Here is a 25,019-nt window from a genome sequence, read left to right on the forward strand (position 1 = left end):
CCGGCACCGGGTGAGGCTCAGCCGCCCGGGGTGTGGGCCGTCCTCGTCATTCCCTCGTACGAAGGCATACCCATGCCCACGGAAGTCGCCCCTTGTCATGCTCCCGGACGGATTTCCCGTTCGCACAGAGGAGGTTGTTCGTTACTTCGAAATATCCACAGGGGCGGTCAGGAGGCTGACCGACCGGCATCAGGAGGAGCTCGCCGAAAACGGTCTGCGCGTGCTGCGCGGCGCTGAGCTGCGATCCTTCCATAGCGACATGGTGTCGCTATGGGGCCGTGGCGGGGTGGAAAGTTATCCACAGGCAGCCACGCAAGTGCGGCTCTACACCCGTCGGACCGTCCTCGACATCGCGATGCTTCTTCGCGACAGCGACATCGCCCGCTGCGTGCGCACGTACCTCCTCGACGCCGAGGAGTCGCTCCGCACGCAGTACGCCTCCCTCGACCAGCGCGTCACGGCATCGAGCGCTGCCTCACCGGAGTCGGCAGTGCGCTGCAGGAGCTCGGGCCGGTGCTGGTGCGGATGTCGGAGCGGCTCGACGGCCTGGACCGGAAGGTGGAGATGACGCATCAAGTGGTCGGGGCGATGAGTCTGCGGCTGACGGATGTGCAGCAGGACGTCGTGCGGCTGGACGGGCGGATGGACGCCTTCGCGGGGCAGCTGAAGGACCTGCGTCGCCGTAACGGGCAGCGCGGGCAGCGCTGAGTGAGGCGGCCCGGCACCGTGGGAAACGGTGCCGGGCCGCTGTCGCGCTTTCCGGGCTGCGGGTGGTGCGTCCTACCGCACGGGCTGTACGGCCGCCGAGCGGAGCAGCTCCTCCAGCACCACCGCGATGCCGTCGTCCTCGTTGGACGCCGTGATCTCGTGGGCGACGGCCTTCAGGTCGTCGTGGGCGTTGGCCATGGCCACGCCGTGGTGGGCCCAGCCGAACATCGGGATGTCGTTCGGCATGTCGCCGAAGGCGATCGTGTCGGCCGCCTTCACCCCGAGCCGGCGGGCGGCCAGCGAGAGGCCGGTCGCCTTGCTCAGGCCCAGTGGCAGGATCTCGACCACTCCGGCCCCGGCCATGACCACGTCGACCAGGCTGCCGACGGCCGCCCGCGCGGCGAGGGCCAGCGCGTCGTCGTCCAGCTCCGGGTGCTGGATGTAGACCTTGTTGAGCGGGGCCGTCCACATCTCGGTGGCGTCATCCACGAAGAGATAGGGAAGGGGCCCCTCCTGCACCTGGTAGCCGGGGCCGACCAGCACTTCGCCCTCGAGACCGTCGCGGCTGGCCGCCAGATGCAGCGGGCCGACCTCCGCCTCGATCTTGGACAGCGCGAGACCGGCGAGCTGCCGGTCCAGGGTCAGCGAGGTCAGCAGCTTGTGCTCGCCCGCGTGGTAGACCTGCGCGCCCTGACCGCAGACGGCGAGCCCCTCGTAGCCGAGGTCGTCCAGGATGTGCCGGGTCCAGGGGACCGCGCGTCCGGTGACGATGATGTGCGCGGCGCCGGCCGCCGTGGCGGCGGCCAGAGCCTTGCGGGTGCGCTCGGAGACCGTGTCGTCCCCGCGCAGCAGTGTGCCGTCGAGGTCGGTCGCGACGAGCTTGTAGGGGAAGGTCACTTGGCGACCGGTTCCAGGACCTCGCGCCCGCCCAGGTAGGGACGGAGCACCTCGGGAACGCGGACCGAACCGTCGGGGAGCTGGTGGTTCTCCAGGAGCGCCACGATCGTGCGCGGTACGGCGCAGAGCGTGCCGTTGAGCGTGGCCAGCGGCTGGACCTTCTTGCCGTCGCGCATCCGGACGGACAGGCGGCGGGCCTGGAAGCCGTCGCAGTTCGACGCGGAGGTCAGCTCGCGGTACTTGCCCTGGGTCGGGATCCACGCCTCGCAGTCGAACTTCCGCGAGGCCGAGGCGCCGAGGTCACCGGTGGCGACGTCGATGACCTGGAAGGGCAGTTCGAGACCGGTGAGCCACTGCTTCTCCCATTCCAGGAGCCTGCGGTGCTCGGCCTCGGCGTCCGCCGGGTCGACGTACGAGAACATCTCGACCTTGTCGAACTGGTGGACGCGGAAGATACCGCGGGTGTCCTTGCCGTACGTGCCGGCCTCGCGGCGGAAGCACGGGGAGAACCCGGCGTACCGCAGGGGCAGCTTGCCGGCGTCGATGATCTCGTCCATGTGGTACGCGGCGAGCGGGACCTCGGAGGTGCCGACCAGGTAGTAGTCGTCCTTCTCCAGGTGGTACACGTTCTCCGCGGCCTGGCCGAGGAAGCCGGTGCCCTCCATGGCGCGGGGGCGGACCAGCGCCGGGGTCAGCATCGGGGTGAAGCCGGACTCGGTGGCCTGCGCGATCGCCGCGTTGACGAGTGCGAGCTCCAGGAGCGCGCCGACGCCCGTGAGGTAGTAGAACCGCGAGCCGGAGACCTTCGCCCCGCGCTCCATGTCGATGGCGCCGAGCGCCTCGCCGAGCTCCAGGTGGTCCTTGGGCTCGAAGCCCTCGGCGCCGAAGTCGCGGATGGTGCCGTGCGTCTCCAGGACGACGAAGTCCTCCTCGCCGCCGACCGGCACGTCCTCGTGGACGATGTTGCCGAGCTGGAGCAGCAGCCGCTTGGCGTCGGCGTCGGCCTCGTCCTGGGCGGCGTCGGCCGCCTTGACGTCGGCCTTGAGCTGCTCGGCCTTCTTGAGGAGCTCGGTGCGCTCCTCGGGGGTGGCCTTGGGGATCAGCTTGCCGAGCGACTTCTGTTCGGCGCGGAGTTCGTCGAAGCGGACGCCGGACGACCTGCGCAGCTCGTCGGCGGAGAGCAGGGCGTCGACGAGGTCGACGTCCTCTCCACGGGCGCGCTGGGAGGCGCGAACACGGTCGGGGTCCTCACGGAGCAGGCGAAGGTCAATCACCCCACCAGGCTACCGGTGCGCGGTTCTGGCACTCGAACCGATATTGCCGAGCGTGTCTCTATGACCGAATTGCCGGAATTGATATTTCTGGGGAGGAATCAGGGACGGCGGTGGCATCGGGCGGGGGGAGGGGGTCGATAACGGCGGTCAACTCCCCTGAACAGGGCAGAAGGCGCGGCTCGCCTTGACGTACCGGCCTTGGTCGGGGCGGGAGTTGGGGGTGCGCCCGTCACTGTTGTCCACAGGGGGGTCTGCGCCGGAATAGTTATCCACAGGCTGTGTGGAAGTTCTGTGGATGCCGGAGGGGCATTGTTCCGGAAGGTGGACGAAGTGCCATGGAATCTCCGCCCAAACCTGTCCCGCGTGCTCATTCGGATGGGATTCCATCGCCCCAAAGAGTTGATCAAGGGAATTGAAGGGACGTGCGGCGACTCATGCGCCCTCAGGTGACTGTGGACGGCTCTGGGGTCGCTGGATCGATTTGTCGACGATGTCGCATTGGGGTGTCGACTTGTCCCCAGGTCGAGAGTCCCTCCTGTGGATAACTCACCGGAGTGCGTGACTATCTGTAGATCGGACCGCTGCGGAGCGCGTAAGGAGGCCTCCGGAGCCTTGCCGCCGGGGCGCCTCCCTGCTCTCCGTCAGATCCGGCCGTCCTGGCTGCGCGCCAGCCAGTCGGAGGCTTCGGTGAACGCCGCGTCCGACGTGCCCGCCCGCAGCGGCCGCACCTCCTCCGGCGAGACACCCGCCCGCGGGTACGAGCCGAGGAACCGGACCTTCGGGCTGATCCGCTTCAGCCCCATCAGGGCCTCCCCGACCCGCCGGTCCGCGATATGCCCCTCCGCGTCGACGGCGAAGCAGTAGTTGCCGATGCCCTCGCCGGTCGGGCGGGACTGGATCAGCATCAGGTTGACGCCACGGACCGCGAACTCCTGGAGCAGCTCCAGCAGGGCGCCGGGATGGTCGTCGTCCAGCCAGATCACCACGGAGGTCTTGTCCGCGCCGGTCGGTGCGGAGGGCCGGGCGGGCCGGCCCACCAGGACGAAACGGGTCTGGGCGTTCGCCGCGTCGTGGATCTCCGTCACCAGCGGCTCCAGGCCGTAGGTGGCGGCGGCGAACTCTCCGGCGAACGCGGCGTCGTACCGCCCCTCCTGGACCAGCCGGGCCCCGTCCGCGTTGGACGCCGCCGACTCCCACAGGGCTCCCGGAAGGTGATCCGCCATCCACTTGCGCACCTGCGGCTGGGCGGCCGGGTGCGCGGTGACCGTCTTGATGTCCGACAGCTTGGTTCCGGGCCGTACCAGCAGCGCGAAGGTGATGGAGAGCAGCACCTCGCGGTAGATCATCAGCGGGTCCCCGCCGGCCAGCTCGTCCAGCGTCGCGGTGATACCGCCCTCGACGGAGTTCTCGATCGGTACGAGCGCTGCCGCCGCCTCCCCGTTCCGTACGGCGTCCAGAGCGGCCGGTACGGACAGCATCGGGACGAGTTCCCGGGTGGCGGCCTCCGGGAGCGTACGGAGGGCGACCTCGGTGAAGGTGCCTTCGGGGCCGAGATAGGCGTAGCGCGTGGCTGACATACGGTCACCCTAATGCGCCGCGCGAGGCTCGCCGCGCTGTCTCAGGATGCGGTCGAGCACCCTCCCCGGCCGTCCGCGCGACTACGACTCCAGGAGCCGCTGTCCCACGTACTCGCCCTCCGCCGCCCCGCCCGGGACCGCGAAGACCCCGCTCGCCTCGTGCCTCAGGAACGGCGACAGCGCGTCGCCGCGGTCGAGCTTGCGCTGCACCGGCACGAAGCCCCGGAACGGGTCCGCCTGCCAGCAGATGAACAGCAGCCCGGCGTCCGGAGTGCCGTCCTCCGTGATGCCGTCGTGGTACGAGAACGGGCGGCGCAGCATGGCGGCCCCGCCGTTCTCCTCGGGCGAGGAGATCCGGGCGTGGGCGTTGTCGGGGATCACGAGCCTGCCGTCCGGGCCCGCCTTGCCGAGGTCCATCTCCGTGGTCTCGGTCCCCCCGCTCAGGGGCGCCCCGTCGGCCTTGCGCCGCCCGATGACCCGCTCCTGGCGCTCCACCGGAAGCTTCTCCCAGTCGTCCAGGAGCATCCGGATCCGGCGGACGACGGCGTACGAACCGCCCTCCATCCACTCCTGCGGCTTCCCGGGGGACGCGGGGACGAAGACCCGCCGGTCGAAGTCCTCGTCGGACGGTTTCGGGTTGCCGGTCCCGTCGATCTGGCCCATCAGGTTGCGGGCGGTCATCGGCCGGGCGGTCGCGCCGGGGGTGCGGTTGAAGCCGTTCATCTGCCATCGCACCCGTGCCGTCCCCGCGGCCTCCTTCTGGAGCGCCCGCAGTGCGTGGAAGGCGACCAGCGCGTCGTCCGCTCCGATCTGCACCCACAGGTCGCCGTTGGAACGCCGTGCGTCGAGGGCGTCGGCGGAGAACGCCGGCAGCGGGTCGAGCGCGGCGGGCAGGCGGGCGGCCAGACCCGTGCGCGCGAAGAACGTACGGCCGAAGCCGAACGTGACGGTGAGGGACGAAGGACCCGCGTCCAGGGCGATCCCGGTGTCGTGCCCGGGGCCGTCCGGCGCGCCCGCCGCCGGGCGGCCCGCCATCAGCTCCTTCGCCACCGAGGACCAGCGCCGCAGCAGCGCCGCCGCCTCCTTGCGCCCCGCGCCCGCCACCAGATCGAAGGCGACGAGATGGCCCCGGGCCTGAAGCGGAGTGGTGATCCCCGGTTGATGTTTCCCGTGAAACATCGCCGTGGTCGCGCCGACCGTCGTCAGAGCCGTCGGCTCCTCGGGGCGGGTGGCGGCGTATCCGGCGGCCCCGCCCCCGGCGCCCAGCACCAGCCCCGTGGCGCCTGCGGCGCCCGTCGTGCCCAGCAGCCGCCGCCGCGAGACGCCGGTGGTGGCGGCACCGTCGCCGTCGCCCGGGGCGACGGTCGTGGCGGCCTGGGCGGGAGCCTGCTTCCTGGTCTTGCTCACGTGCTCAGCCGATCTTCGCGTTCTTGTCGATGGTGACCTGGTCGATGTCCGACGTCCGTACCGTCACGTCGATCTTCCAGTCCCCGGCCATCGGAATCTGTACAGCACTCGCCGACCAGTGCCCCTCGGCCAGCCGGTCCGGGACGACCGGCAGCGGCCCGATGTCCTTCGACTCCAGGGTGAGGGCCAGCTTCAGCTCGGGGACGTCCATGGGCTTGCCGTCCCTGCCGTCGATCCACACGTGCAGATCGTTGGAGCCGGTGCGGCCGGGTTCGATGTCGATGCGGACGGTGCCCTTGCCGTTCCGGCCGCCGGTGTCGAACGGCATGCTCAGGTTGACCGGGCCGCCGGCGGCGGGAGCGCTCGCGGACGGGTTGCCGCCCGCGGCCTCCTCCTCCGTACGGCCCGGCTCGGTGGACGTCAGCATGGTGGTGACGGCCAGCAGGACGACGGCGACGGCGGCTTCGGCCAGGACCGAGCGGCGCAGTCCGGAGCGCTGCGGGTCGGCGTCCCGTATCCGCTTCTTCTTCGTCGCGGTCAGGGCGGCCCGCTGACGGGCCAGTTGCGCGGCGCGCTCGGGGTCGGCGTCCTCCGTCACGTCGTCCGCCTCCGCGGCCTCGTCCTCGGCCGCGTCCCCGGGAGCCTCTTCGGAAGCGACCGCCGGGTCCGTCAGCCGTCCCGTCCAGCGCCGGGAGAACCAGGCGACCATGAGCAGGACGGCGATCAGCGCCACCTTGAGGATCAGCAGCTGCCCGTAGCGCGTACCGGTCAGCGCCGACCAGGAGCCGACCTGCCGCCAGGACTGGTAGATCCCGGTCGCCGCCAGGACCACGACACTGCCGAACGCGACCGTGGAGAACCGACGGACCGCGGCGCTCCCGATGTCCGGCGTCCGGTACAGCGCGACCAGGAGGGAGGCGAGTCCGCCGAGCCAGGCGGCGACGGCCAGCAGATGGAGGACGTCCACCGGCATGGCGATGTTCGCCTGGATGCCGGTCGAGGCGTGCTCGGACATGGCCCAGGTGGCGGCGATGCCCGTCGCGACGACCCCGCCTCCGACGGCGAGTCCGAAGGTGAGGTCCTTCTTCTCGCGTTCGTCCTCGCGCCGTGCGTACGTACCGAACAGCACGGCGATGAACAGGGCGGCGGCCCCGAGCAGCAGCAGCCGGGAGACGAGGGCGGCGCCGGGCTTGGTGTCCAGGACGGACTGGAGTCCGGCGAGGTCGAAGGCGTCGGCGAACTTCCCGCTGCCGGTGTACGGGTTGCGCAGCAGCAGCATGACCAGGGTCGCCGCGGTCAGGGCGAGCCAACCGCGGACCACGAGCCGCTGCATCGGCAGGGCGGTCACCCCGCCCCGCCAGCAGACCAGGACGAACACGCTGCCGCCGACGAGCAGGACGAATCCTGCGTACGCCGCGTAGCGCGCGATGTCGTAGACGGTGCCGACCGGGCCGCCGCCCGCCTCCTGGGAGGGCAGGGCCACCGTGGTGTCGGAGGGGGCGCCGATGGAGAACGTGAACGCGCCGGAGATCGGATGGCTGTCGGCGGAGATCGCCTGCCAGGCCACCGTGTAGGTGCCGTCCGGCAGTCCGGAGTGGAGCGATACGCCGTAGCGGACGGTGGAGCCCTCGGACAGGTCCTTCGGCTCGGCCTCGGTGTCGGCGCGCTTGCCGCTCGGGTCGAGGACCCGGATGGAGTCGTCGCCCACGGCGATCGCCTCGGAGAAGCTGAGGGTGACCTCCTTGGGCGCGGTGTCCACCACCGCCCCGTCCCCCGGGTCGCTCCCGGTGAGGGCGGCGTGCGCGGACGCCGGGCCCGCGCCCGCCAGCAGCAGCCCGAACACCAGGCTGACCAGCGCGGCGAGGAGCGCGGCGGCGGCGAGCGGCCGTCGTATCGGGGAGGGCCCGGCGTAAGGGGCGGTGGCAGACATCTGGATTCAGTCCCTCACTGCTTCTTCGGGTTGTGGGTGGTTTCCTTCACCGGCAGGTCGACCGTGATGGGGCCGGCCTTCTCGAAGTGCAGCTCGACGGAGACCTTCTCGCCCTGCTTGGGCTTCTGCTTGAGCTTCATGAACATGATGTGGTTGCCACCGCGTTCGAGATCGAGCTCACCGTTCGCGGGCACCTCGAACGAGGAGACCTCGCGCATCTTCTGGTTCTTCGTCTCGTGGATCGTGACGTCGTCGGAGAGCGGACTGGTCACCGAGGTGAGCCGGTCCGCGGTGCCGCCGCTGTTCTGCACGACGAGGAAGCCGGCGGCCATGTCGCTGACGGGCTGCGGCATGTAGGCGCCGACGACCTTGAGCTCCGGCTCGCCGCCCGAACCGCTGTCCGACGAGCACCCGGCCAGCGTCAGCCCCGCGGTGAGGGCGAGGGCGCCGGCGAGAGCCGTGCGGCGGCGGTTCACGGGGTCTCCCCCTTGATCAGCTTGGGGAGGTCCTTGGTGTACTCCTCGGCGGAGGTGTCCTCGCCGTAGAGCACATACCCCTCGTCCGTCTTCGGGGAGAAGGCGATGACCTGGGCGCCGTGCATCGAGACGACGGTCCCGTCCTTCTCCTTCTTCGGCGCGTCGATGCCGATGCCGATCTGCCGCGCCCCGGCCTGGATGGTCGGGAAGTCGCCGGTGAGGCCGGTGAAGGTGGGGTCCTGGGCGGAGAGCCACTTGCCGAGCGAGGCGGGGGTGTCGCGCTCGGGGTCGGTGGTGACGAAGACGACCTGGAGCTTGTCCTGGTCGGCCTTGGGCAGCTCCCGTTTGGCGAGGGAGATGTTGCTCATGGTCAGCGGGCAGACGTCGGGGCAGTTGGTGTAGCCGAAGTAGATGAGCGTCGGCTTGCCCTTGGTCGCCTCGCGGAGGTCGTACTCCTTGCCGTGGGTGTCGGTGAGGACGAGGTTCGGCTTGGTGAACGGCTGGTCGAGGACGGTGGCGGCCTTGTCCTTCGGCGCGGCGCTGACGTCGGCGATGGCCGAGGAGCCCGCCTTGTCGTCACCGGTGCCGCAGGCGGAGAGGGCCAGTGCGGCCGCGGCGGCGAACGCCACGGCCGTCACTGCTTTTTTGTTGCGCATGAAGAGGTGTCCTGAACGTGGTGCGGGTGAGGGAACCGGCCGGTCAGGCCGAGCGGCGGCGTCCGGCGAGCACGCCGAACGCGACACCGGCGACACCGATGACGATGCCGATGATGCCCAGGGTGCGGGCGGTGGTGTCGCTGGAGGAGGAGGACGCGGCGGCGTGGGTCTCCTCGGTCGCCGCGGCGGTGTCGGCGGCCTTGTGGTCGTCGCCTTCCTTGGTGGCGGCCGCCCCGCTGCCGTGGTGGTCGTCGGCGGCGGCGGACAGCTTCAGGACCGGGGCGGGGCTTTCGGGCTCCTCGCCGCCCTCGGTGGGCTCCTCGATCCAGCGGACGACTTCCTTGTTGTCGTACGTCTGGATCGCCTTGAAGACGAGCTGGTCGGCGTCCTCGGGGAGCGCGCCGACGGAGACCGGGAACTGCTGGAAGTAGCCGGGGGCGATCTCGCTGTCGTCCGCGGTCCAGGTCACCTTGGAGACGGCCTCGGTGATCTTCTTGCCGTGCACTTCGAGAGGCTTGTCGAGCTTGCTCTTGTCGATCTTGATCTTCCAGCCGGGGACGGCCTGCGGGGTGACGGAGGAGAGCGGGTGGTCGGCCGGGAAGTTGACTTCGAGCTTCACCGTCGAGGCCTGGTCGCGCTCGTTGGGGACCTTGAAGTTGAGCGTGGCGTATCCGCCCTTGGCGGCCTCGCCCACCGGCTGGACGCTGACATGGGCGGCGGCCGGGCCGGCGATCAGCAGGACGGTGGACGCGGCGACGCCGCCGGCGAGGGCGATACGGGAAAGCTTCATGGCAGGAATCTCCACAGGGGAACGGAACACGGTGGTCCGGCGCGCGGACGCGCGGCGGCATCACGACACCTCGGGATGCGGTTCTGTGCGGACGGTCGCGTGCACAGGGGCGTGCGCGAGCGGCCCGCGGGGCCCGGTGGAGGCGTCGCGTCAGGCTGCGAGGGCGTACGGGGCCGGCGGCCCGCGCCTGATCACCAGGTGCTGCAGAGGATCCCCGGCGGTCGGCAGGGGGACGTCGTCGCCGTGGCGCGGAGCGCGCGGTCCGGCCACCAGCTGCTCCCGCTCCCCCGCCCGCAGCGAGCGGACGAGGGCGAGCGCGGCGCGCAGGGACCGGAGCCGGGCCCCGGCCGCCAGCGCCTGGGCGCTGTGGGCGGAGAGCCGGGCCAGCGCGAAGAGGGCGATCTCGCCGCGGCGCAGCAGCCAGCCGGTGGCGAGCGCGACGAGGACGTGCGCCAGGAACATCGGCAGGCTCGGCAGCATCGCGGAGACCGCGGCGCAGACCTGTGCGATGCCCGAGGCCCCGTCCGGTCCCGCCGACACGGCGGCCTGGGCCGCTCCGGACGCCCCGCCCGCCGCGAGATGGCCGTGGCCGCCCGGGAGCGTCAAGGGGTCGATGCCCGCCGAGGAGACGATGCGGTGCGCTTCGGCCGCGTTCAGCCGGGCCGTTCCCTCGCCGCACACGAGTCCGGAGGCGAACCGGATGAGCGGGTTGTCGCCGCCCGTGGCCCCGGCGCCGGCCGGGGCGCTGCCATGGCTGCCGTACGCGAAGAGCACGTGCAGGAGGATCTGCCCGCCGGCCAGCGCGCCCACGATGCCCGGAAGGGAGCGTTCCCGTCCGGCGAGGAGGGCGGCGAGAGCGAGGACGCCGAGGAATCCGGCGAGCAGCGTCCACGCGGGGACCGCCGTACCGGCGGCGAGCATGTGTCCGGCCGCGGACAGCACGACGCAGACCGCGGTGAACACCGCGGCCCTCATGAGCCGCAGACCGGCTCCGGCGCGTGCGAGAGGCGTGGACATGGCCGGGACATCATCGCACTGCACCCCCGTGCGCCGTACGGCAGGTCCGGAAGATCACCCTCCGTCCCCAACCGTGCTTGTTGCGCCTGTTCGCGGGGGATGTACAGGCCGGGGCGCGCACCCCGGTCACCTGGACGGGACCCCGGTGGCCCGCGACCGGGCCGGTCCATACACCGGGCGGCCGAATATCCACATCCGCCGAACGAGGGCTCTCCCACCCGATCCGTGCTTACGAAGTGCCGGGGGCGGCAATACGTATCGATACGTCGAGCCGCAGCCAGGAGGCTGAAAGATGAGCATCTGGTGGTCTCTCCATTTGCGGCGCGAAGCTGCGAGCGTTCCGCTCGCCCGTCGTTTTCTGCTCGGCACCATGGAAACCGCGGGGGTGGATCCGGACATCTCCTTCGACCTGTCGGTCGCGCTCAGCGAAGCCTGTGCGAACGCCGTCGAGCACGGCGGCGACCGGACGGTGCTCGGGGAGCCCGGGGATTCCGGGACCGCTCGCCCTCGCGCGGACTCCGGGCAGTACCGGGTGACGGCCTATCTGGACGGCGAGAAATGCCGTATCGAGGTCAGTGACTCGGGGCCGGGATTTCCCGCCCGCCGCGCGCTTCGCCCAGCCGCGCATTCCCCCCGGGCCGAGGCCGATGCCGAGAGCGGCCGGGGCCTCGACCTGATCCAGCAGCTCTCCGACCACGTCCAGTTCGGCAACCGGCCGGGCCGCGGCGCGGTGGTGAGCTTCGACAAGGTCCTGAAATGGCGCGAGGGCGCGCTGCTCACGGTGTAGTGAGCGGCGCGCCCCGGCGCGTGTCGTACGGGAGGGGTCAGCCCTTCAGCCGCGCCATCCAGGCTTCGACCTCGTCCGCCTGACGCGGCAGCGAGTCGGAGAGGTTCCGGTTGCCGTCCTCGGTGACGAGGATGTCGTCCTCGATCCGGACGCCGATGCCCCGGTACTCCTCGGGCACGGTCAGGTCGTCGGCCTGGAAGTACAGACCGGGCTCGACGGTCAGGCAGACGCCCGGCTCCAGCGTGCCGTTGACGTACGTCTCGGTGCGCGCGGCGGCGCAGTCGTGGACGTCCATGCCGAGCATGTGGCCGGTGCCGTGCAGGGTCCAGCGGCGCTGGAGGCCCAGCTCCAGGACCTTGTCCACGGACAGGTCGCCGAGCAGACCCCACTCGACGAGCTTCTCGGCGAGCACGCGCTGCGCGGCGTCGTGGAAGTCGCGGTAGTCGGCGCCGGGCTTCACGGCGGCGATGCCCGCCTCCTGGGCCTCGTACACCGCGTCGTAGATCTTGCGCTGGAGCGGCGAGAACGTGCCGTTGATCGGCAGGGTGCGCGTCACGTCGGCGGTGTAGAGGTCGTTGGTCTCGACCCCGGCGTCCAGGAGCAGCAGCTCCCCGGCGCGGACCGCGCCGTCGTTGCGGACCCAGTGCAGGGTGGTGGCGTGCGGCCCCGCGGCGCAGATCGAGCCGTAGCCGATGTCGTTGCCCTCGATGCGGGCGCGCAGGAAGAACGTGCCCTCGATGAAGCGCTCGCTGGTCGCCTCGGCCTTGTCGAGGCTCTTCACGACGTCCTCGAAGCCGCGCGCGGTGGCGTCGCACGCCTTCTGCAGCTCGGCGATCTCGAAGGCGTCCTTCACCAGGCGGGCCTCGGAGAGGTGGACGCGCAGCTCCTCGTCGCGCTCCGCGGTGACCTTGTCGGTGAGGGCGGCCTCGATGGCGGCGTCGTGGCCGCGCACGTTGCGGACGGGGCCGGTGGCCTCGGCCAGCGCGGCGGGCAGCTCGCGGACGTCCTTCGCGGGGATGCCCAGCAGCTGCTCGGCCTCGGTGAGGGAGTGGCGGCGGCCGACCCACAGCTCACCCTGGCCGTCGAGCCAGAACTCGCCGTTCTCGCGGTCGGAGCGCGGCAGCAGGTAGATGGTGGCCTCGTGGCCGGAGCCGCCCGTCGGCTCCAGGACGAGGACGCCGTCCTGGGTCTGGTCACCGGTGAGGTACGCGTACTCGGTGGAGGCGCGGAAGGCGTACTCGGTGTCGTTGGAGCGGGTCTTCAGGTTGCCCGCGGGGATGACCAGGCGCTCGCCGGGGAAGCGGGCGGAGAGCGCGGCACGGCGGTTCGCCGTGTGCTCGGCCTGGGGGATCGGCCGGAGATCGCGCAGCTCGGTGTCGGCCCAGCCCGACTTCATGTTCTCGGCGAGCTCGTCGGAGACGGCCGGGTAGAGGCCGTTCTTCCGCTGCTTGATCGCCTCCGCTGCTTCGTTCTCTTCGGTCTCCTGCTCCGGGGTCTCCGGAATGATCTCCTCAGACACGATTTGTCTCTCCTTGATACGACACTGGACCATCACCCATCGTACGGGCGTACGGAAGGGGGCTCAGGGCCGAAGGGCCTGTTACCGCGGAGAGCGTCGGGGAGGGCTTCGCAGGGGCCGCCGAGGCGTCAGTCGAAGTGGGCGGCGAGGATCACGACGTCCTCGGTGGAGTCGCTCCGGTCGAGGCCGTCGGGGAGCATCGTGCGCAGGACGTGGTCGGCCACGGCTGCCGGATCGTGCCGGCCCGCCTTCGGTACGGAAGCGGCGGCGGAGTGCAGCCGGGCGAAGGCGCGGTCCATCGCGTCCCCGGTGCGGCGCAGCAGCCCGTCCGTATAGAGAAGCACCGTTTCGCCGGGAGCCGGACTGAGCTCCACACTCGGCGCCTCCCAGCAGGCGAGCATCCCGAGCGGGGCGGAGAGCGTCGTCTCGACGTACTCGCAGCGCCGGTCGCCGAGGATCAGCGGCGGGGTGTGCCCGGCCCCGGCCAGCACGACCTTGCGGGCGGTGGGCTCGCAGTAGGCGAACAGGGCGGTGGCGGTCCGCGCGGGTTCGGTGAGCCGCAGCAGCAGCTCCAGGTCGGAGAGTACGGCGACGGGGTCCTCGCCCTCCATCACCGCGTACGCCCGCAGGCTGGCGCGGAGCCGGCCCATCGCGGCCATCGCGCTCGGCCCGGACCCGCCGACGGAGCCGACGGCGAGGCCGAGGGCGTGGTCGGGCAGCGGCAGCGCGTCGTACCAGTCGCCGCCGCCGCGGGGGCCGGTGCGGTGCCGGGCGGCGAGCTGGACGCCGGGGATCCGGGGGAGCCGGCTGGGCAGCAGCTCCTCGGCGACGGCCGCGACGTCCGCCCGGGCGCGCTCCAGTTCGACCAGGCGGGCCAGGTGCTCGGTGGCGTAGCGCGCGTAGAGGCCGGCGAGGTGGCGCTGCTTCTGTGCGGGCTCGGCCGGTTCGTCGTAGAGCCAGAGCGCCGCGCCCAGACGGCCGGCCGTCTCCGAGGCGAGGGGGAGGGTGTAGCTCGCGGCGTAGCCGAGCCGGGTGGCGACGTCGCGGTGCCGGGGGTCGAGGTCCTGCTCGCCGAGCAGGTCGGGGCTGGCGATGCCGTCGGCCGTGTCCGGCAGCCCGTCGAGGACGCGGCCCAGCGCGGTGGCCGTGCGCGGCACGGTCTCGATATGCCCGAGCTCGGCACGGGTGAGCCCGAGACCGCGAGTGGCGGAGGGGCCTTCGCCGTTCGCCTGTTCCAGAACGAGAAGTCCGCGGCGGGCCCCCAAGAGGGCGGCTCCGGCCTGCAGCAGCTCGTCGAGGGCGGAGTCGAGGGTGCCCGTCCCGGCCAGCCGCTCGGTGAGTTCGTGCAGGGTCGTGAGGTCCGAGACCCAGCCCGCCAGGCGGTCCTGGATGAAGGCTCCGGGCGGTCCCGGGACCTCTCTCAGGGGCGCGGAAGTGTGTGTTGAAACCGGAACCTCTGGATCGATTCCAGCCACTTTCGGCAGGTGTGGGGCGCTCATGGCAGCCAGCTTTCCGACCGGTACGATTCGTCGAATAGCATCGCAAACCCCCATGTGATTCTGCGCCACTATCAGTGCATCCACATGTACACGCACAAGTAACCCGATGTCCAGCATTGTCCCTTCGAGGACGGGGCGATTCGTGCTCTCCCAGTGTCGGTTAACTTGGCCAAAAAATGCACCCTATGGACGCTATTTACGATCGACTGGGGCTGCTCGACAGGGGTACCTCCGGGGTCAAGTCGCCGGAGGAGCGTCATCCCGGGCATGCTGGGTACGTAAACGGTGATGCGCGGGCGCAGTTGTGATCGCCCAGGAACCCGCCAGCGGGTTCGGGCGTCCTAACCCGTGAACGTGACGCCCCCGCCCCGGACGGCGGGGTTCGCACCAGGGACGGCAGGCGAGGCGCGGGCCACCCTCGCCCGGCGACCGCCGGCCCGGCTCGACCCGCTCGGTTCGACCCGCACGACTCCGCCGGAGCAGCACGACTCCGCTCGGTCGGTGAGGCCTTGTCCGGTTCGACTCCGCTCGACTCTGCTCGGTTCGGCTCTGTTCCACCTCGGATCGGTTCGTCTCGGATCGATTCCTGCTCGGCTCGGCTCACGCTCGGTATCGACAGCACGCCCGTACCGCGGAACTGACGAGCATGTACGCACAGCGAAGAGATACGCACGTGGTGTCACACACGCGTGGTGCCATGTGGACTCGGCGTTCAACGGAAAGGAACGAGCGCTCATGCGCGAGATCCTCGGAAGGCGACGCAGGCTCCGGCTCCGGCGCAAGGAGGCGACCGCCCGGCTCGACGCGGCCCTGACCTGCGCCACCGTATGGCAGTGGCCCGTGCTTCCCGGAGTGGGGACGGCGCAGGCAGCCGCTCCGTACGGTGAAAGCGCCGGCCTCGGCTGCGCCTGCCCCGAACCCGACTGCGCCGTACCGGGCGCACACCCCTTCGAGCCCGGCCTGCTGGCGGCCACCACGGACGAGCGCATGGTGCGCTGGTGGTGGACCAACCGCCCCGCCGCCCCCGTGCTGCTGGCGACCGGCGGCCGCGCGCCCTGCGCGGTGAGCCTGCCCGCCGTGGCCGGCGCCCGAGCGCTGAGCGCCCTCGACGCGCTGGGCCTGCGGCTCGGCCCCGTCGTGGCGACGCCCACCCGGTGGTCGCTTCTGGTCGCGCCGTACACCCTGGAGCGGCTCGGCGAGCTGCTGTACGCGAAGGACTGGGTGCCCAGCTCGCTCCGGTTCCACGGCGAGGGCGGCTATCTCGTCCTGCCGCCGTCCCGGACCGGCGCGGGCCAGGTCCGCTGGGAGCGGCACGGGGGGCCGATCGGAGCGGCCGCTTCCGTTGCCGCCCCGGTGTCCCGCGGGCGGGCGAAGGACGGCGCTCCGGCGGTCGCGTCCCCCTGGCTCCCCGATGTCGAAGCGGTCCTGGACGCCTTGGTCGAGGCGAGCACCGGTGCGCCGGGCGGGGGCAGCCGGCTCGCCTACTGACCTCCTGAGGCTTCGGTCGGGGCAGCCCGGCGTCCGGCTCACTCGAACGGGTGTGAGCCGGGCGGGATCCGAGGCAATCGGGTGCCGGGCGCCCCGACGGCACGTATTCCGTCGATATCGTCGGCCCGTCGTCAGGAATTCCGCGCAGTTGCCAGGTGGGGCCACCATGAATCTCCGCATGATCGGTCTCACGGCAGCCGTGGCGTGCGGAAGTCTTGTTCCGCTGGTTGCGTCCGCGGATCCCGCCGTTGCTCCGGATGCCGTATCGGCTGATCCGGTCGCCGAGAAATCATCTGGCGGATCGCCAGAAAGTCTTAGGCCAAAGGTTTCTGATCGGCCATCCGGAGATGATCCCGCCGCCCTTTCTTCGACATTGCCGAAATCACCATCGGGAATGAGCGCGGAAGCCGGTTCCCTGGCGGAGTTTGATCGTTCGGGTGCGGCGGCGCGGTGCGGGCCCGAGGTGGTCGCACCGGAGGGCGTCGAAGCGCAGACCTGTGTCATGGCCCGGGGGGATACGGTGTGGGCGCGCGTCTACTACCGGAACGCGACCGGTGAGGAACTCCGTTCCGTGCTCACGTTGATGGGGCCGGGCGGGCGGACCGTGGAGCTGCACTGCGCACCGGCCGCGCACGACGAGCCGGACACCTGCCAGACGCCGGGCGTCCCCTCCTCGGGCACGCCCGGATCCGCCACGGCGGTCACGGAGTTCGTGGGCGCGGGGCCGGTGGAGGAGGCGCCGCTGCTGCTGCGCGCCGGATCGGAACGGCCACCGGTCACCGGGGGCTGAGGAACGGGCACCGGTCGCCGGGGCTGAGGGCCGCGCCCGGGAGTGTCACGGGGCGGGCCGCAGCCGGAGACGAGAACGCCCGGTCGCTGGCGACGGGGGATGCACCAGCGACCGGGCTTCCAGAACCGTAACAAGAGATCTGCTGTTCGCAAATTCGATCTCGCCTGTAGGGACGCCGATTTACTTACGAGTACGGTGAGTTGTGACGCGGGTCACCGTCTGCGGCGTCCTGGTGCCACCCTCAGCTGAGGGTCACCTGACGGTTGGTGAGACCGCCCCGGGCGCGGCGTTCCTCGGCGGTGAGCGGGGCGTCGGACGCGAGCGCCGTCGCCAGTCGCTCGGCGAACTCGACGGCGGGCTTCTCGCACGCCTCGGCCCCCATCGAGCTCGGCAGGTCCCAGACGGGAACCACGAGGCCGTGCGCCCGGAACGACCCGACCAGCCGGGTGTCGTCGCCGAGCGAGGAGGTGCCCGCGGCGTGCAGCCGGGCGAGCGCGTCGAGGAGCTGTTCCTCGGGGTGCGGCATGACCCAGCGCAGGTGGTTCTTCTCCGGGGTCTCGCACCAGTACGCGGCGTCGACGCCGGACAGCAGCGTCGTCGGGATCGCGGCGGCGTTCGCGCGCTCCAGCGATGCGGACACCTCGGCGGTGGCGTTCTCCGCGTCCGGCACCCAGAACTCGAACCCGGAGTGCACCTCCGGCTCAAAGGCGGCGTCCGGGTCGAGGAGGTCCTGGAGGCGCGGACCGTCGGCCGGTACACGGCGGGCGGCGACCGGGGTGCCGGGCTCGGCCTCCAGGGCGCGCTGGAGGGTGTCCGCGAGGTCGCGGCTGAGGTCGCCGGAGGAGGTGTCGTTCTGCAGGGCGAGCAGGACGGAACCGTCGTCGCGGCGCAGCGCCGGCCAGGCCATCGGCAGGACCGTCGCGAGCTTCACCGACGGAACCCCGTCGGGCAGCCCGTCCTTGAGGGTCAGCTCGACCGTGGCGGCGGGCACCAGCTCGCGCAGCGCGACCCAGTCGCACTCGCCCGCGAGTCCCTCGAAGGGGCGATGCACGAGCTCGGTCACGGCCTGGGCGGCGGCGCGTCCGTGACATGCCTTGTAACGGCGGCCAGATCCGCACGGGCAGGGCTCACGGGCCCCGACGACCGGGATCTCACCGTCCTTGAGCTGCTGCTTCCCGGCCTTGGACTGAGGGCGCTTCTTGGCCATGGTGGGCATTCTCCCGATTGCGACAGTGCGGACTCGGCGCGAGCCTAGCCGCCCGGGGAGCCGAGCCCCGCCCACGTACGCGCCAAGCCCCTTCGCTCCGGTCGTCCTCCGGCTCTCAGCCCACGTCGTCGAAGGCCTCGGAGAAGTCCAGGCCCTCGAACCCGGTGAGACCGCCGACGCCGTTCGCGGCGACACCGCTCGTACCGCGGCCGTTCCTGTCGGAGACGTTCCTGCTGGATCCGCTCGCGGCGGATCCGTTCGCATCGGAGCCGCTGCCTCCGATGCCCGGCGACTTCTTCGAGGAGACCAGGGCCCAGACGGTGACCTCGCCTGGTGCGTCGTCCCGTACGCCCCACTCCTGGGCCAGGGCGCTGATGATGTTGAGACCCCGGCCGCCGCGCGCCGTCACCGAAGGGGTGGCCGGAACCGGGCGGGTCGGACCGCCGCCGTCCGTGACCTCCACGGTGAGCCCGCCGCCGGTGTCCACCCGCCAGGCGGCGCGGATGTCCCCGTCGCCGACGTCGGTGTGCCGTCCGAGCGGCCTGCCGTGCCGGCAGGCGTTGCTGAGAAGTTCGGAAAGGATCAGAACAGCGTCGTCGACGACCGCGTCCGACACCCCGTTACCGCGCAACTGCTCACGCATCCGGTGTCGTGCCTGCCCCACGCCGGCAGGGCCATGAGGAATGGCCATGCTCGACGACGCGGGCACCTCTTGTGCCACCACCAACGCCACCCCCGAGACCTCCTTTGCCCCACGCCACGGGTTGGATGCCCCACTGAGCTGGACCGGAAACCGGCCAATGCACTGCGGGTGACGCACTCGTAACGATCGGACGCGCAGTGAATGCGCCGGAGCACACCCCGTAACGGTCGAGGTCGGAGGCGCGGCACGTCCTCTTCCGTACCGATTCCCGACTAAAGGCGGCCCAGTTGGGACAGAACCTGCTTCGGGCGGTTGGTGATGATCGCCTCGACGCCGAGTTCGGCGCACAGTTCGACGTCGGCCGGTTCGTTCACGGTCCACACGTGCACCCGGTGACCCGCGCGGTGCAGCCGCTCGATGTAGCCGGGGTGGCTGCGCACGATCCGCATGCCGGGCCCCGCGATCCGGGCTCCGGCGGGCAGCCGCCCGTCGCGCATGCGGGGGGAGACGAACTGCATCAGGTAGACCGTGGGCAGGGTGGGGGCGGCCGCCTGCACGCGGGTGAGCGAACGGGCGGAGAAGCTCATGACGCGGATGGGCGAGGGTCCGTCGGCGGGCGGTCCGGCCAGCCCGAAGCGCTTCAGCAGTTGCAGGAGCCGCTCCTCGACCTGTCCGGCCCAGCGGGTGGGGTGCTTCGTCTCGATGGCCAGCTGCAGGTCCCGCCCGGTGGCCCGCACCTCGGTGAAGAGCTCCAGGAGCCGTTCCAGGGTGAGTACGGAGGTGAGCTCGCCCGGCACCGGATCCCAGTCGGGCGACTCCTCGCGATCCTTCCAGGAACCGAAGTCGAGGGCGGCGAGGTCGGCGAGCTCCAGGGCGGACACGGCGCCGCGCCCGTTGGACGTACGGTTCACCCGCCGGTCGTGGACACAGACGAGGTGGCCGTCGGCGGTGAGCCGGACATCGCATTCCAAGGCGTCGGCACCGTCCTCGATCGCCTTGCGGTAGGCGGCGAGGGTGTGCTCGGGAGCGTCGTCGGAGGCCCCGCGGTGGGCGATGACCTGGATGGAGGTGTGCGCGCTGCGCTGCCGTGCGTGGGTCACCCGGGCCATGGTGTCACCGCCGCGGGGATGACTGAGCACATGTCACCCTGGAGGTCTGTTTTGTCGGATGTAAAGATTGGTGTGCGGATGCACAGGTCCTGCTTACAGTGGCCCGACGTGTTGTGGGAAAAGCTGACCGCAGACACGTGCACAGCGGATTTCTTGCCGAATGCCGACTGGATGCCGAGTGGAACCGAGGAGTAAAGAGCTGTGAGCACCGAGAACGAGGGCAACGAGGACCGCGCGGTACCGGCCGTGCCGTCTGTTCCGTCCGCACCTCCCGTGCCGGCCGACACTCCTGAACCGGCCGCCGACGACACCACGTCTCTGCCGCGGACGCCCGCGGTCCAGGACGCGCCCGCGCACGAGTCCGCGCAGGACACGGCGCTTCTCCCGGTGCACGACACGGGCGCGCCGGGCGCCGCCGCTCCGGGCGCCTCCGGCGCTCCGGGCTCTGACGGCGTATCCGGCGCGGGGGCCCCTGCCGCCGCTCCGGCGCACGCGGAGGCGCCGCGCCACAACCCGACGCACCAGGGAGCTCCGGCGCCCCAGGGCTCCTCGGGCACGCCCGTGTACGGGCAGGGCGCCGCCCACCCGACCCCGAACCAGCCGCCGCAGCCGCCGCAGCACTCTCCGTACGGAACGACCCCCGCATACGGAGCGGAGCCCGACCTCCCCGCGGGCGCCGCTTCCTGGCCGCCGCCGCCCGCCGTCCCGTCGTACGCCGGCGGGGACGCCGGTCACGCGCCCGGCCACGCATCCGGTCACGCGTCCGGCGGTATCGGCAACGGCGGCGGCCACGGCCCGGTCTGGGGCGCTCCGGTCCCATCCGGCACGGATCCCGCGGGCGGCAAGAACGGCAAGGGCCGGGCCGGCGGTCTGGTGGCGGCGGTGGCCGTGGCGGCGCTTGTCGCGGGCGGCATCGGCGGAGCCCTCGGTTTCTGGGCGGCCGACCGCAACGACGACGGCTCGTCCGGCAGTTCGACCACGGTGTCGGCTTCGGATACCCCGAGGGACCTGAAGCGCCCGGCGGGCACGGTGGCGGGCGTCGCGGCGAAGGCACTGCCCAGCGTGGTCACGATCGACGCACAGGGCGGCGACGGCGAGGGCGGCACGGGCACCGGCTTCGTGTACGACAAGGAAGGCCACATCCTCACGAACAACCACGTGGTGGCTTCCGCCGCGGAGTCCGGCGAACTGTCGGCGACGTTCTCCGACGGCAAGAAGTACCCCGCCGAGGTGGTCGGCCGGGCGCAGGGCTACGACGTGGCGGTCCTGAAGCTGAAGAACCCGCCACAGGGCTTGGCGCCCCTCCCCCTGGGCAACTCGGAGAGCGTGGCGGTGGGCGACTCGACGATCGCGATCGGCGCGCCCTTCGGCCTCTCGAACACGGTCACCACGGGCATCATCAGCGCGAAGAACCGCCCGGTGGCGTCGGGGGACGGGTCCAGCAACAAGAACTCGTACATGAGCGCCCTGCAGACCGACGCCTCGATCAACCCGGGCAACTCCGGCGGCCCGCTGCTGGATGCGACGGGCGCGGTCATCGGCATCAACTCGGCGATCCAGTCGACCGGCGGCGGCCTCGGCCAGTCCCAGGCCGGCTCGATCGGCCTCGGCTTCGCGATCCCGGTCAACCAGGCCAAGAACGTCGCCGAGCAGCTGATCAAGACCGGGAAGCCGGTCTACCCGGTGATCGGCGCGACGGTGACGATGGAGGAGAAGACGGGCGGCGCGGCGATCTCCGCCGAGGGCGCGGGCGGCACCCCCGCCGTCACCCCGAACGGCCCGGCGGCCAAGGCGGGCCTGAAGGCGGGCGACGTGATCACGAAGTTCAACGACACCGTGATCGACAGCGGCCCGACCCTGATCGGCGAGATCTGGACCCGCAAGCCGGGCGAGAAGGTGACCCTGACGTACGAGCGCGACGGCAAGGAGGCCACGGCCGAAGTCACCCTGGGCCAGCGCGAGGGCGACAGCTGACCGGCTAGGCTGTCCCACGCGTCGAACCGGCCCCTCGCGGGCCTGACGGCCCATCGGCTTGCACAGCGACCGGGCGGGCGACGCGGGGTGGGTTGCCCGAGCGGCCTAAGGGAACGGTCTTGAAAACCGTCGTGGCAGCGATGTCACCGTGGGTTCAAATCCCACACCCACCGCCAGGTGAGAGAAGTAGCAGGTCAGAGGGCGGGTCTCCGAACGGGGGCCCGCCCTCTGCGGTCACCTTGTCTCACCTCGCGCCCTTGATTCCCGGTGCCAGCCAGGGCGTGTGGGCCATACGCGGGCCAGGATCGGCCCTCCTTCTCTGCTTAGCGACCGACCGTCCACCATCGATCCACTCGGATCGGGGCTACTTGGCGTTAAACCAGTTGACGTTGTGAGGCTCCAGCGGCAGGAATATGGCATCGGCCGGGAACCATTCGGCCCCCTCTAGAGGAGCGACTTGAAGGTCGTGTACTGCAGTCGTAATTGGCCTTCCTTGAAGGTCAGGAAAAATTAGCTCACCAGAAGCGACCTTTTTCTTGAAATCCTCTTCAATCCAATCCGCTTCTTCCGGCCGATGAGCGCGCTTCAGTAGCATGTAGGCTGGCTCCCAGAGAAACCAGCGTGTTCCGCCGCCTGGGTACAGGGCCAAAACTGGGGCGGGGCTCGGCGGGGGTTCGATGGGCCATGTGTCCTTATCGAGCGCTTGTAGCGCATCTCGATAAATTGGCCAGTACGCTATTACCTTTTCCAGCGCTATCACGAGTTCTCGTGTTGGGATGGCCTGGTGAGATTCAATCTCTCGTGCGAAATTGCGAAAGAAGGTCATTCCTTCGAGGTAAGAGATTACGGCCAACTCAAGCGATGGTCCGCCCGTGCGGTGAACTGCGGAGCCTGAGATGTGGGTGTAGCTGCCCAACACTCCACCGCCGCTACCGTGTGTGACCTGGGAGAGGAGTCGATAGACCTCGTAATCATCGCCGTATCCGTGCGCCACGGCACGGTCGCGTAGGTTGCGAGACGCCCAGTCGCGCCGGAAGGATTTTCCGAACTTGGCAACAGCGGCCCTCAAGTCGCTCTCGCTCTCGCGCCCTATTTTCGCGAGGCGCTGCCGCTCGCGCTTGTAGTCCCTTCCCTTGAGCTGTTTCAGGCCGCCATCTAGTCGACTCAATGATTCAGCGGTCACTGCTCGATGGGCGACGTACCTTTCGGCTGCCTCATTTGAGGTGACAACTTCGCAGTAGTTGACGAGGTGTTCGTAGAGGGAGCGGCAGGCTCTTGCTGCACTTCTACCGTCCCCAACGATTAGGGCGTCGATCAGTCCGTCGAAATCATTAAAGGCGTGATTACCGACGATCGAGGCGGCCTGATTGGCCGTCTCTGTAAAAAATCGACGTACAACTGTAGCCAGTTCCTCAATGACGGCGTTTAGTAGTTTTGGAAGTTCGTTTAGTGTCCTCTGTACGCTGCTTTGTAGCTCTCCTCTGGCTGAGATCCCGTAACGCTTCGAAGCGAGTGAGCTGAAGTTTATGCTCCCATGTGTGCTCATTAGGATGCCCCGACCTCGTGCATGGAAGGCCTCTGCGGCCCACCTGTAGAGCTATCTCAGCAGATAACTGCGTCCAGGAGGAGCTGGTTTTATCGGTAGCCCGATCGATTCGTAGTGCCGGGCTGAGCCCAGCTTGTTCGCTCGATCTTGTTTCGTCGTACCAGAGGTGGTCTTCGGCTGCTGACGCCGATGCCAAAGCGAACTGAGGGGCAGGCTGCTCGCACCGGTTGCCCCTCAGCCCGTCTGCCTCGATCTTCGCCCTTGATTCCAGCGCCGACCAGGTTGAGTAGCAGAAGCATGGAGGGAGGTTGGCTCTACATCTCGGCGCGAAGTCCCGCCTCAACGAGCCGGTTGGCCGCTGCCGATCCACCCTTGAGGAGCTTGGCGTAGAACCGGTAGAGCACCGCGAGGCTGTGGCCAGCGCGGCAGGCAGCCTCCACCGGATCCATGCCGGACTTGATCCACAGGGAGATAGCCGCATGCCGTAGGGAGTACGGGACCTCCGCCAGTGCGGTCCGAAGCTCCTGCTCGCTGAGCACCGCCTTCCGCGCTTCGCTCCAGACCTCGGAGTACTCGTTCGACGTCAGACGACCGCCACGCACCGCCCGAAACAGCCGGCCGTCCGGTGCAACGCCGAAGCGCGCGATGTGGGTGCGAACCATGCGCACGTATATCGGCGGGACGGGAACGGCCCGTACAGCCTTCCGAGCCCGGTGCTTCAGGCCGCGCTCGTCGTGGGACTTGCCGCTGTCGGTCCAGCCTCCCCCGACCTCCGGGTGGCTCTCCGACACGAGCACTTCGCCCCACGCTTCCGGCTCGCTCTCCGAAGGCAGGATGAAGTCCGACTCCTTGAGTGCCGCGGCTTCGCCGGGACGCGTCGCCACGTAGTAGACAGCTCCGTAGAACGCCTCCAGTTCCTCACCCCGTTCTCCCTGCGCGGCCACGGCGGCGAGCAGAGCGCGAGCGAGTCGAGGGCCGGGCACCCACCGGAAATCGACCTCGTCCGAGGTCTGCGGAGCGGCCCAGTCCACCGACAAGAACGGGTGGCGGGTGAGGAGGGCCCGTTCCTCAACCGCATAGCGGAAGGCATTGCTCAGCACCATGCGCTTCCGGTTGGCGGTGGTCTCCGCCGCAGGCTTGCCGCTAAGGAGCCGGGAAAGCGCTGTGAGCGCCGCGCGTACGTTCTCCGGCTTCGCGGCTTCGTCCACGCGCATCGAATGCTGTCCAAGCCACTCCAGTGCCTTTCGGACGTCGTCGGGAGGCTCTTGGGCGTCGGCGCGCGAGACGAGCTGATTCTTCTGCCCGTCCACGGCTCGGAAGGCCCACTGGTACAGAGCGGCGCGGAGCACGCGGGCGTCAGGTCGGGTGCCGGTGCCAGTCGTGAAGACGGGTGTTACCACCGCGAGGGATTCCGCGATGCTCGCTCGATGCTTCGCCGCCGCCCCGGGCCACTTCATCAGGGCGTACGCCTTCGCGTGCTCAAACCACGTCGGCATCGCCAGGGCGGCAAGCTCCTTCTCGGGGAGCCCGGTCTCCTCGTCAAACTGCTGCCCTGCTCGTAGAGCAGCCATGAGCTGGGAGCGTCGACCGTCGGCCTGCGGTTTCACGGTGAAGCTCTTCGAGTGCCCCTCGGCTCCGACGCGCCAGCGGAGTTCCCAGGGCTTCGGTCGGCCTTTGCGCTGCCGGATGGACCAGATGACGACGTCGAAGGTGAGCATGTCTCTC

The 25,019-nt window shown here is 70.3% G+C and carries 20 protein-coding genes, 1 tRNA gene and 1 pseudogene; 6 read left to right on the forward strand and 16 right to left on the reverse strand.

Annotated elements, in window-relative coordinates:
* Positions 1-91 precede the first annotated feature (91 nt).
* A pseudogene (locus RNL97_RS16685) lies at positions 92-708 on the forward strand (hypothetical protein); the annotation flags it as partial.
* Between the two features lie 72 nt (positions 709-780).
* Here RNL97_RS16685 and RNL97_RS16690 read toward each other — a convergent pair.
* The 9 genes from RNL97_RS16690 to RNL97_RS16730 all read right to left on the reverse strand — a co-directional run bounded on the left by RNL97_RS16690 (position 781) and on the right by RNL97_RS16730 (position 10,732).
* The gene (locus RNL97_RS16690) at positions 781-1,605 is read right to left on the reverse strand and encodes an HAD family hydrolase (RefSeq protein WP_030579351.1); all 825 of its coding nucleotides are present in this window, start codon (positions 1,603-1,605) and stop codon (positions 781-783) included.
* Positions 1,602-2,879 carry a serine--tRNA ligase gene (gene serS / locus RNL97_RS16695; protein ID WP_243314424.1) on the reverse strand — a complete coding sequence of 426 codons (1,278 nt, stop codon included), beginning with the start codon at positions 2,877-2,879 and terminating at the stop codon, positions 1,602-1,604. The genes RNL97_RS16690 and serS overlap by 4 nt, the downstream gene beginning before the upstream one ends.
* A 641-nt stretch (positions 2,880-3,520) precedes the next feature.
* Entirely contained in the window at positions 3,521-4,456 is a 936-nt protein-coding gene (gene pheA / locus RNL97_RS16700) for a prephenate dehydratase (protein ID WP_030579345.1), read from the reverse strand.
* An 81-nt stretch (positions 4,457-4,537) separates the two neighbouring features.
* Positions 4,538-5,863: an iron uptake transporter deferrochelatase/peroxidase subunit gene (gene efeB / locus RNL97_RS16705; protein WP_030579342.1), complete on the reverse strand. Its 1,326-nt coding sequence runs from the start codon at positions 5,861-5,863 to the stop codon at positions 4,538-4,540.
* A gap of 4 nt (positions 5,864-5,867) precedes the next feature.
* On the reverse strand, positions 5,868-7,793 hold the full coding sequence (locus RNL97_RS16710; protein ID WP_243314426.1) for a copper resistance CopC/CopD family protein: 1,926 nt from the start codon (positions 7,791-7,793) through the stop codon (positions 5,868-5,870).
* Positions 7,794-7,807: 14 nt separating this feature from the next.
* A complete protein-coding gene (locus RNL97_RS16715; protein WP_030579335.1) occupies positions 7,808-8,269 on the reverse strand; it encodes a copper chaperone PCu(A)C in 462 nt (153 codons plus the stop codon).
* Positions 8,266-8,925: an SCO family protein gene (locus tag RNL97_RS16720; RefSeq protein WP_030579332.1), complete on the reverse strand. Its 660-nt coding sequence runs from the start codon at positions 8,923-8,925 to the stop codon at positions 8,266-8,268. Before RNL97_RS16720 ends, RNL97_RS16715 begins: the two co-directional genes overlap by 4 nt.
* 43 nt (positions 8,926-8,968) lie before the next feature.
* Complete coding sequence (locus tag RNL97_RS16725) at positions 8,969-9,715, reverse strand: YcnI family copper-binding membrane protein (RefSeq protein ID WP_030579329.1); 747 nt, start codon at positions 9,713-9,715, stop codon at positions 8,969-8,971.
* A 150-nt stretch (positions 9,716-9,865) separates the two neighbouring features.
* Positions 9,866-10,732 carry a hypothetical protein gene (locus tag RNL97_RS16730; RefSeq protein WP_243314428.1) on the reverse strand — a complete coding sequence of 289 codons (867 nt, stop codon included), beginning with the start codon at positions 10,730-10,732 and terminating at the stop codon, positions 9,866-9,868.
* Between the two features lie 292 nt (positions 10,733-11,024).
* Here RNL97_RS16730 and RNL97_RS16735 point away from each other — a divergent pair, with 292 nt between their 5' ends.
* Positions 11,025-11,519 carry an ATP-binding protein gene (locus RNL97_RS16735; RefSeq protein WP_030579325.1) on the forward strand — a complete coding sequence of 165 codons (495 nt, stop codon included), beginning with the start codon at positions 11,025-11,027 and terminating at the stop codon, positions 11,517-11,519.
* Positions 11,520-11,556: 37 nt separating this feature from the next.
* Here the strand turns inward: RNL97_RS16735 and RNL97_RS16740 are convergent, their stop codons facing one another.
* Positions 11,557-13,038 (reverse strand): aminopeptidase P family protein, encoded by a 1,482-nt coding sequence (locus RNL97_RS16740; protein ID WP_030579322.1) that lies wholly within the window; start codon positions 13,036-13,038, stop codon positions 11,557-11,559.
* Between the two features lie 128 nt (positions 13,039-13,166).
* Positions 13,167-14,654 (reverse strand): PP2C family protein-serine/threonine phosphatase, encoded by a 1,488-nt coding sequence (locus RNL97_RS16745; protein ID WP_243314429.1) that lies wholly within the window; start codon positions 14,652-14,654, stop codon positions 13,167-13,169.
* A 618-nt stretch (positions 14,655-15,272) separates the two neighbouring features.
* On the opposite strand from RNL97_RS16745, the gene RNL97_RS16750 reads away from it, so the two are divergent.
* Positions 15,273-16,025: a bifunctional DNA primase/polymerase gene (locus RNL97_RS16750; protein ID WP_030579317.1), complete on the forward strand. Its 753-nt coding sequence runs from the start codon at positions 15,273-15,275 to the stop codon at positions 16,023-16,025.
* 394 nt (positions 16,026-16,419) lie between these two features.
* Positions 16,420-16,815: a hypothetical protein gene (locus RNL97_RS16755; protein WP_313750877.1), complete on the forward strand. Its 396-nt coding sequence runs from the start codon at positions 16,420-16,422 to the stop codon at positions 16,813-16,815.
* Between the two features lie 241 nt (positions 16,816-17,056).
* Here RNL97_RS16755 and RNL97_RS16760 read toward each other — a convergent pair whose 3' ends face one another.
* From RNL97_RS16760 to RNL97_RS16770, 3 genes are all read right to left on the reverse strand, one after another.
* A complete protein-coding gene (locus RNL97_RS16760; protein WP_030579310.1) occupies positions 17,057-18,022 on the reverse strand; it encodes a DUF5926 family protein in 966 nt (321 codons plus the stop codon).
* A gap of 115 nt (positions 18,023-18,137) precedes the next feature.
* Positions 18,138-18,842: an ATP-binding protein gene (locus RNL97_RS16765; RefSeq protein WP_313750878.1), complete on the reverse strand. Its 705-nt coding sequence runs from the start codon at positions 18,840-18,842 to the stop codon at positions 18,138-18,140.
* A 95-nt stretch (positions 18,843-18,937) separates the two neighbouring features.
* On the reverse strand, positions 18,938-19,774 hold the full coding sequence (locus RNL97_RS16770) for a glycerophosphodiester phosphodiesterase (RefSeq protein WP_030579304.1): 837 nt from the start codon (positions 19,772-19,774) through the stop codon (positions 18,938-18,940).
* 201 nt (positions 19,775-19,975) lie between these two features.
* Between RNL97_RS16770 and RNL97_RS16775 the strand changes: the two genes are divergently transcribed.
* Entirely contained in the window at positions 19,976-21,748 is a 1,773-nt protein-coding gene (locus RNL97_RS16775; protein WP_313750879.1) for a S1C family serine protease, read from the forward strand.
* Between the two features lie 86 nt (positions 21,749-21,834).
* Positions 21,835-21,924: transfer RNA gene (locus RNL97_RS16780), tRNA-Ser, on the forward strand.
* A gap of 188 nt (positions 21,925-22,112) precedes the next feature.
* Here the strand turns inward: RNL97_RS16780 and RNL97_RS16785 are convergent.
* Positions 22,113-23,294, reverse strand: coding sequence for a DUF5677 domain-containing protein (locus tag RNL97_RS16785; RefSeq protein WP_313750880.1), 1,182 nt, complete (start codon positions 23,292-23,294; stop codon positions 22,113-22,115).
* 314 nt (positions 23,295-23,608) lie between these two features.
* Complete coding sequence (locus RNL97_RS16790) at positions 23,609-25,012, reverse strand: site-specific integrase (protein WP_313750881.1); 1,404 nt, start codon at positions 25,010-25,012, stop codon at positions 23,609-23,611.
* Positions 25,013-25,019: the final 7 nt, after the last annotated feature.

Origin of the sequence: Streptomyces parvus, assembly GCF_032121415.1 — a bacterium.
GTDB lineage: Bacteria > Actinomycetota > Actinomycetes > Streptomycetales > Streptomycetaceae > Streptomyces > Streptomyces globisporus_A.

Excerpts from the sequence above, each read along its gene's own strand:
- pheA (WP_030579345.1), bottom strand. The coding sequence starts at position 4,456 with ATGTCAGCCACGCGCTACGCCTATCTCGGCCCCGAAGGCACCTTCACC.
- RNL97_RS16710 (WP_243314426.1), bottom strand. The coding sequence starts at position 7,793 with ATGTCTGCCACCGCCCCTTACGCCGGGCCCTCCCCGATACGACGGCCG.
- RNL97_RS16720 (WP_030579332.1), bottom strand. The coding sequence starts at position 8,925 with ATGCGCAACAAAAAAGCAGTGACGGCCGTGGCGTTCGCCGCCGCGGCC.
- RNL97_RS16725 (WP_030579329.1), bottom strand. The coding sequence starts at position 9,715 with ATGAAGCTTTCCCGTATCGCCCTCGCCGGCGGCGTCGCCGCGTCCACC.
- RNL97_RS16730 (WP_243314428.1), bottom strand. The coding sequence starts at position 10,732 with ATGTCCACGCCTCTCGCACGCGCCGGAGCCGGTCTGCGGCTCATGAGG.
- RNL97_RS16735 (WP_030579325.1), top strand. The coding sequence starts at position 11,025 with ATGAGCATCTGGTGGTCTCTCCATTTGCGGCGCGAAGCTGCGAGCGTT.
- RNL97_RS16745 (WP_243314429.1), bottom strand. The coding sequence starts at position 14,654 with ATGCTGGACATCGGGTTACTTGTGCGTGTACATGTGGATGCACTGATA.
- RNL97_RS16750 (WP_030579317.1), top strand. The coding sequence starts at position 15,273 with ATGCGCGAGATCCTCGGAAGGCGACGCAGGCTCCGGCTCCGGCGCAAG.
- RNL97_RS16755 (WP_313750877.1), top strand. The coding sequence starts at position 16,420 with ATGAGCGCGGAAGCCGGTTCCCTGGCGGAGTTTGATCGTTCGGGTGCG.
- RNL97_RS16760 (WP_030579310.1), bottom strand. The coding sequence starts at position 18,022 with ATGGCCAAGAAGCGCCCTCAGTCCAAGGCCGGGAAGCAGCAGCTCAAG.
- RNL97_RS16770 (WP_030579304.1), bottom strand. The coding sequence starts at position 19,774 with ATGGCCCGGGTGACCCACGCACGGCAGCGCAGCGCGCACACCTCCATC.
- RNL97_RS16785 (WP_313750880.1), bottom strand. The coding sequence starts at position 23,294 with ATGAGCACACATGGGAGCATAAACTTCAGCTCACTCGCTTCGAAGCGT.
- RNL97_RS16790 (WP_313750881.1), bottom strand. The coding sequence starts at position 25,012 with ATGCTCACCTTCGACGTCGTCATCTGGTCCATCCGGCAGCGCAAAGGC.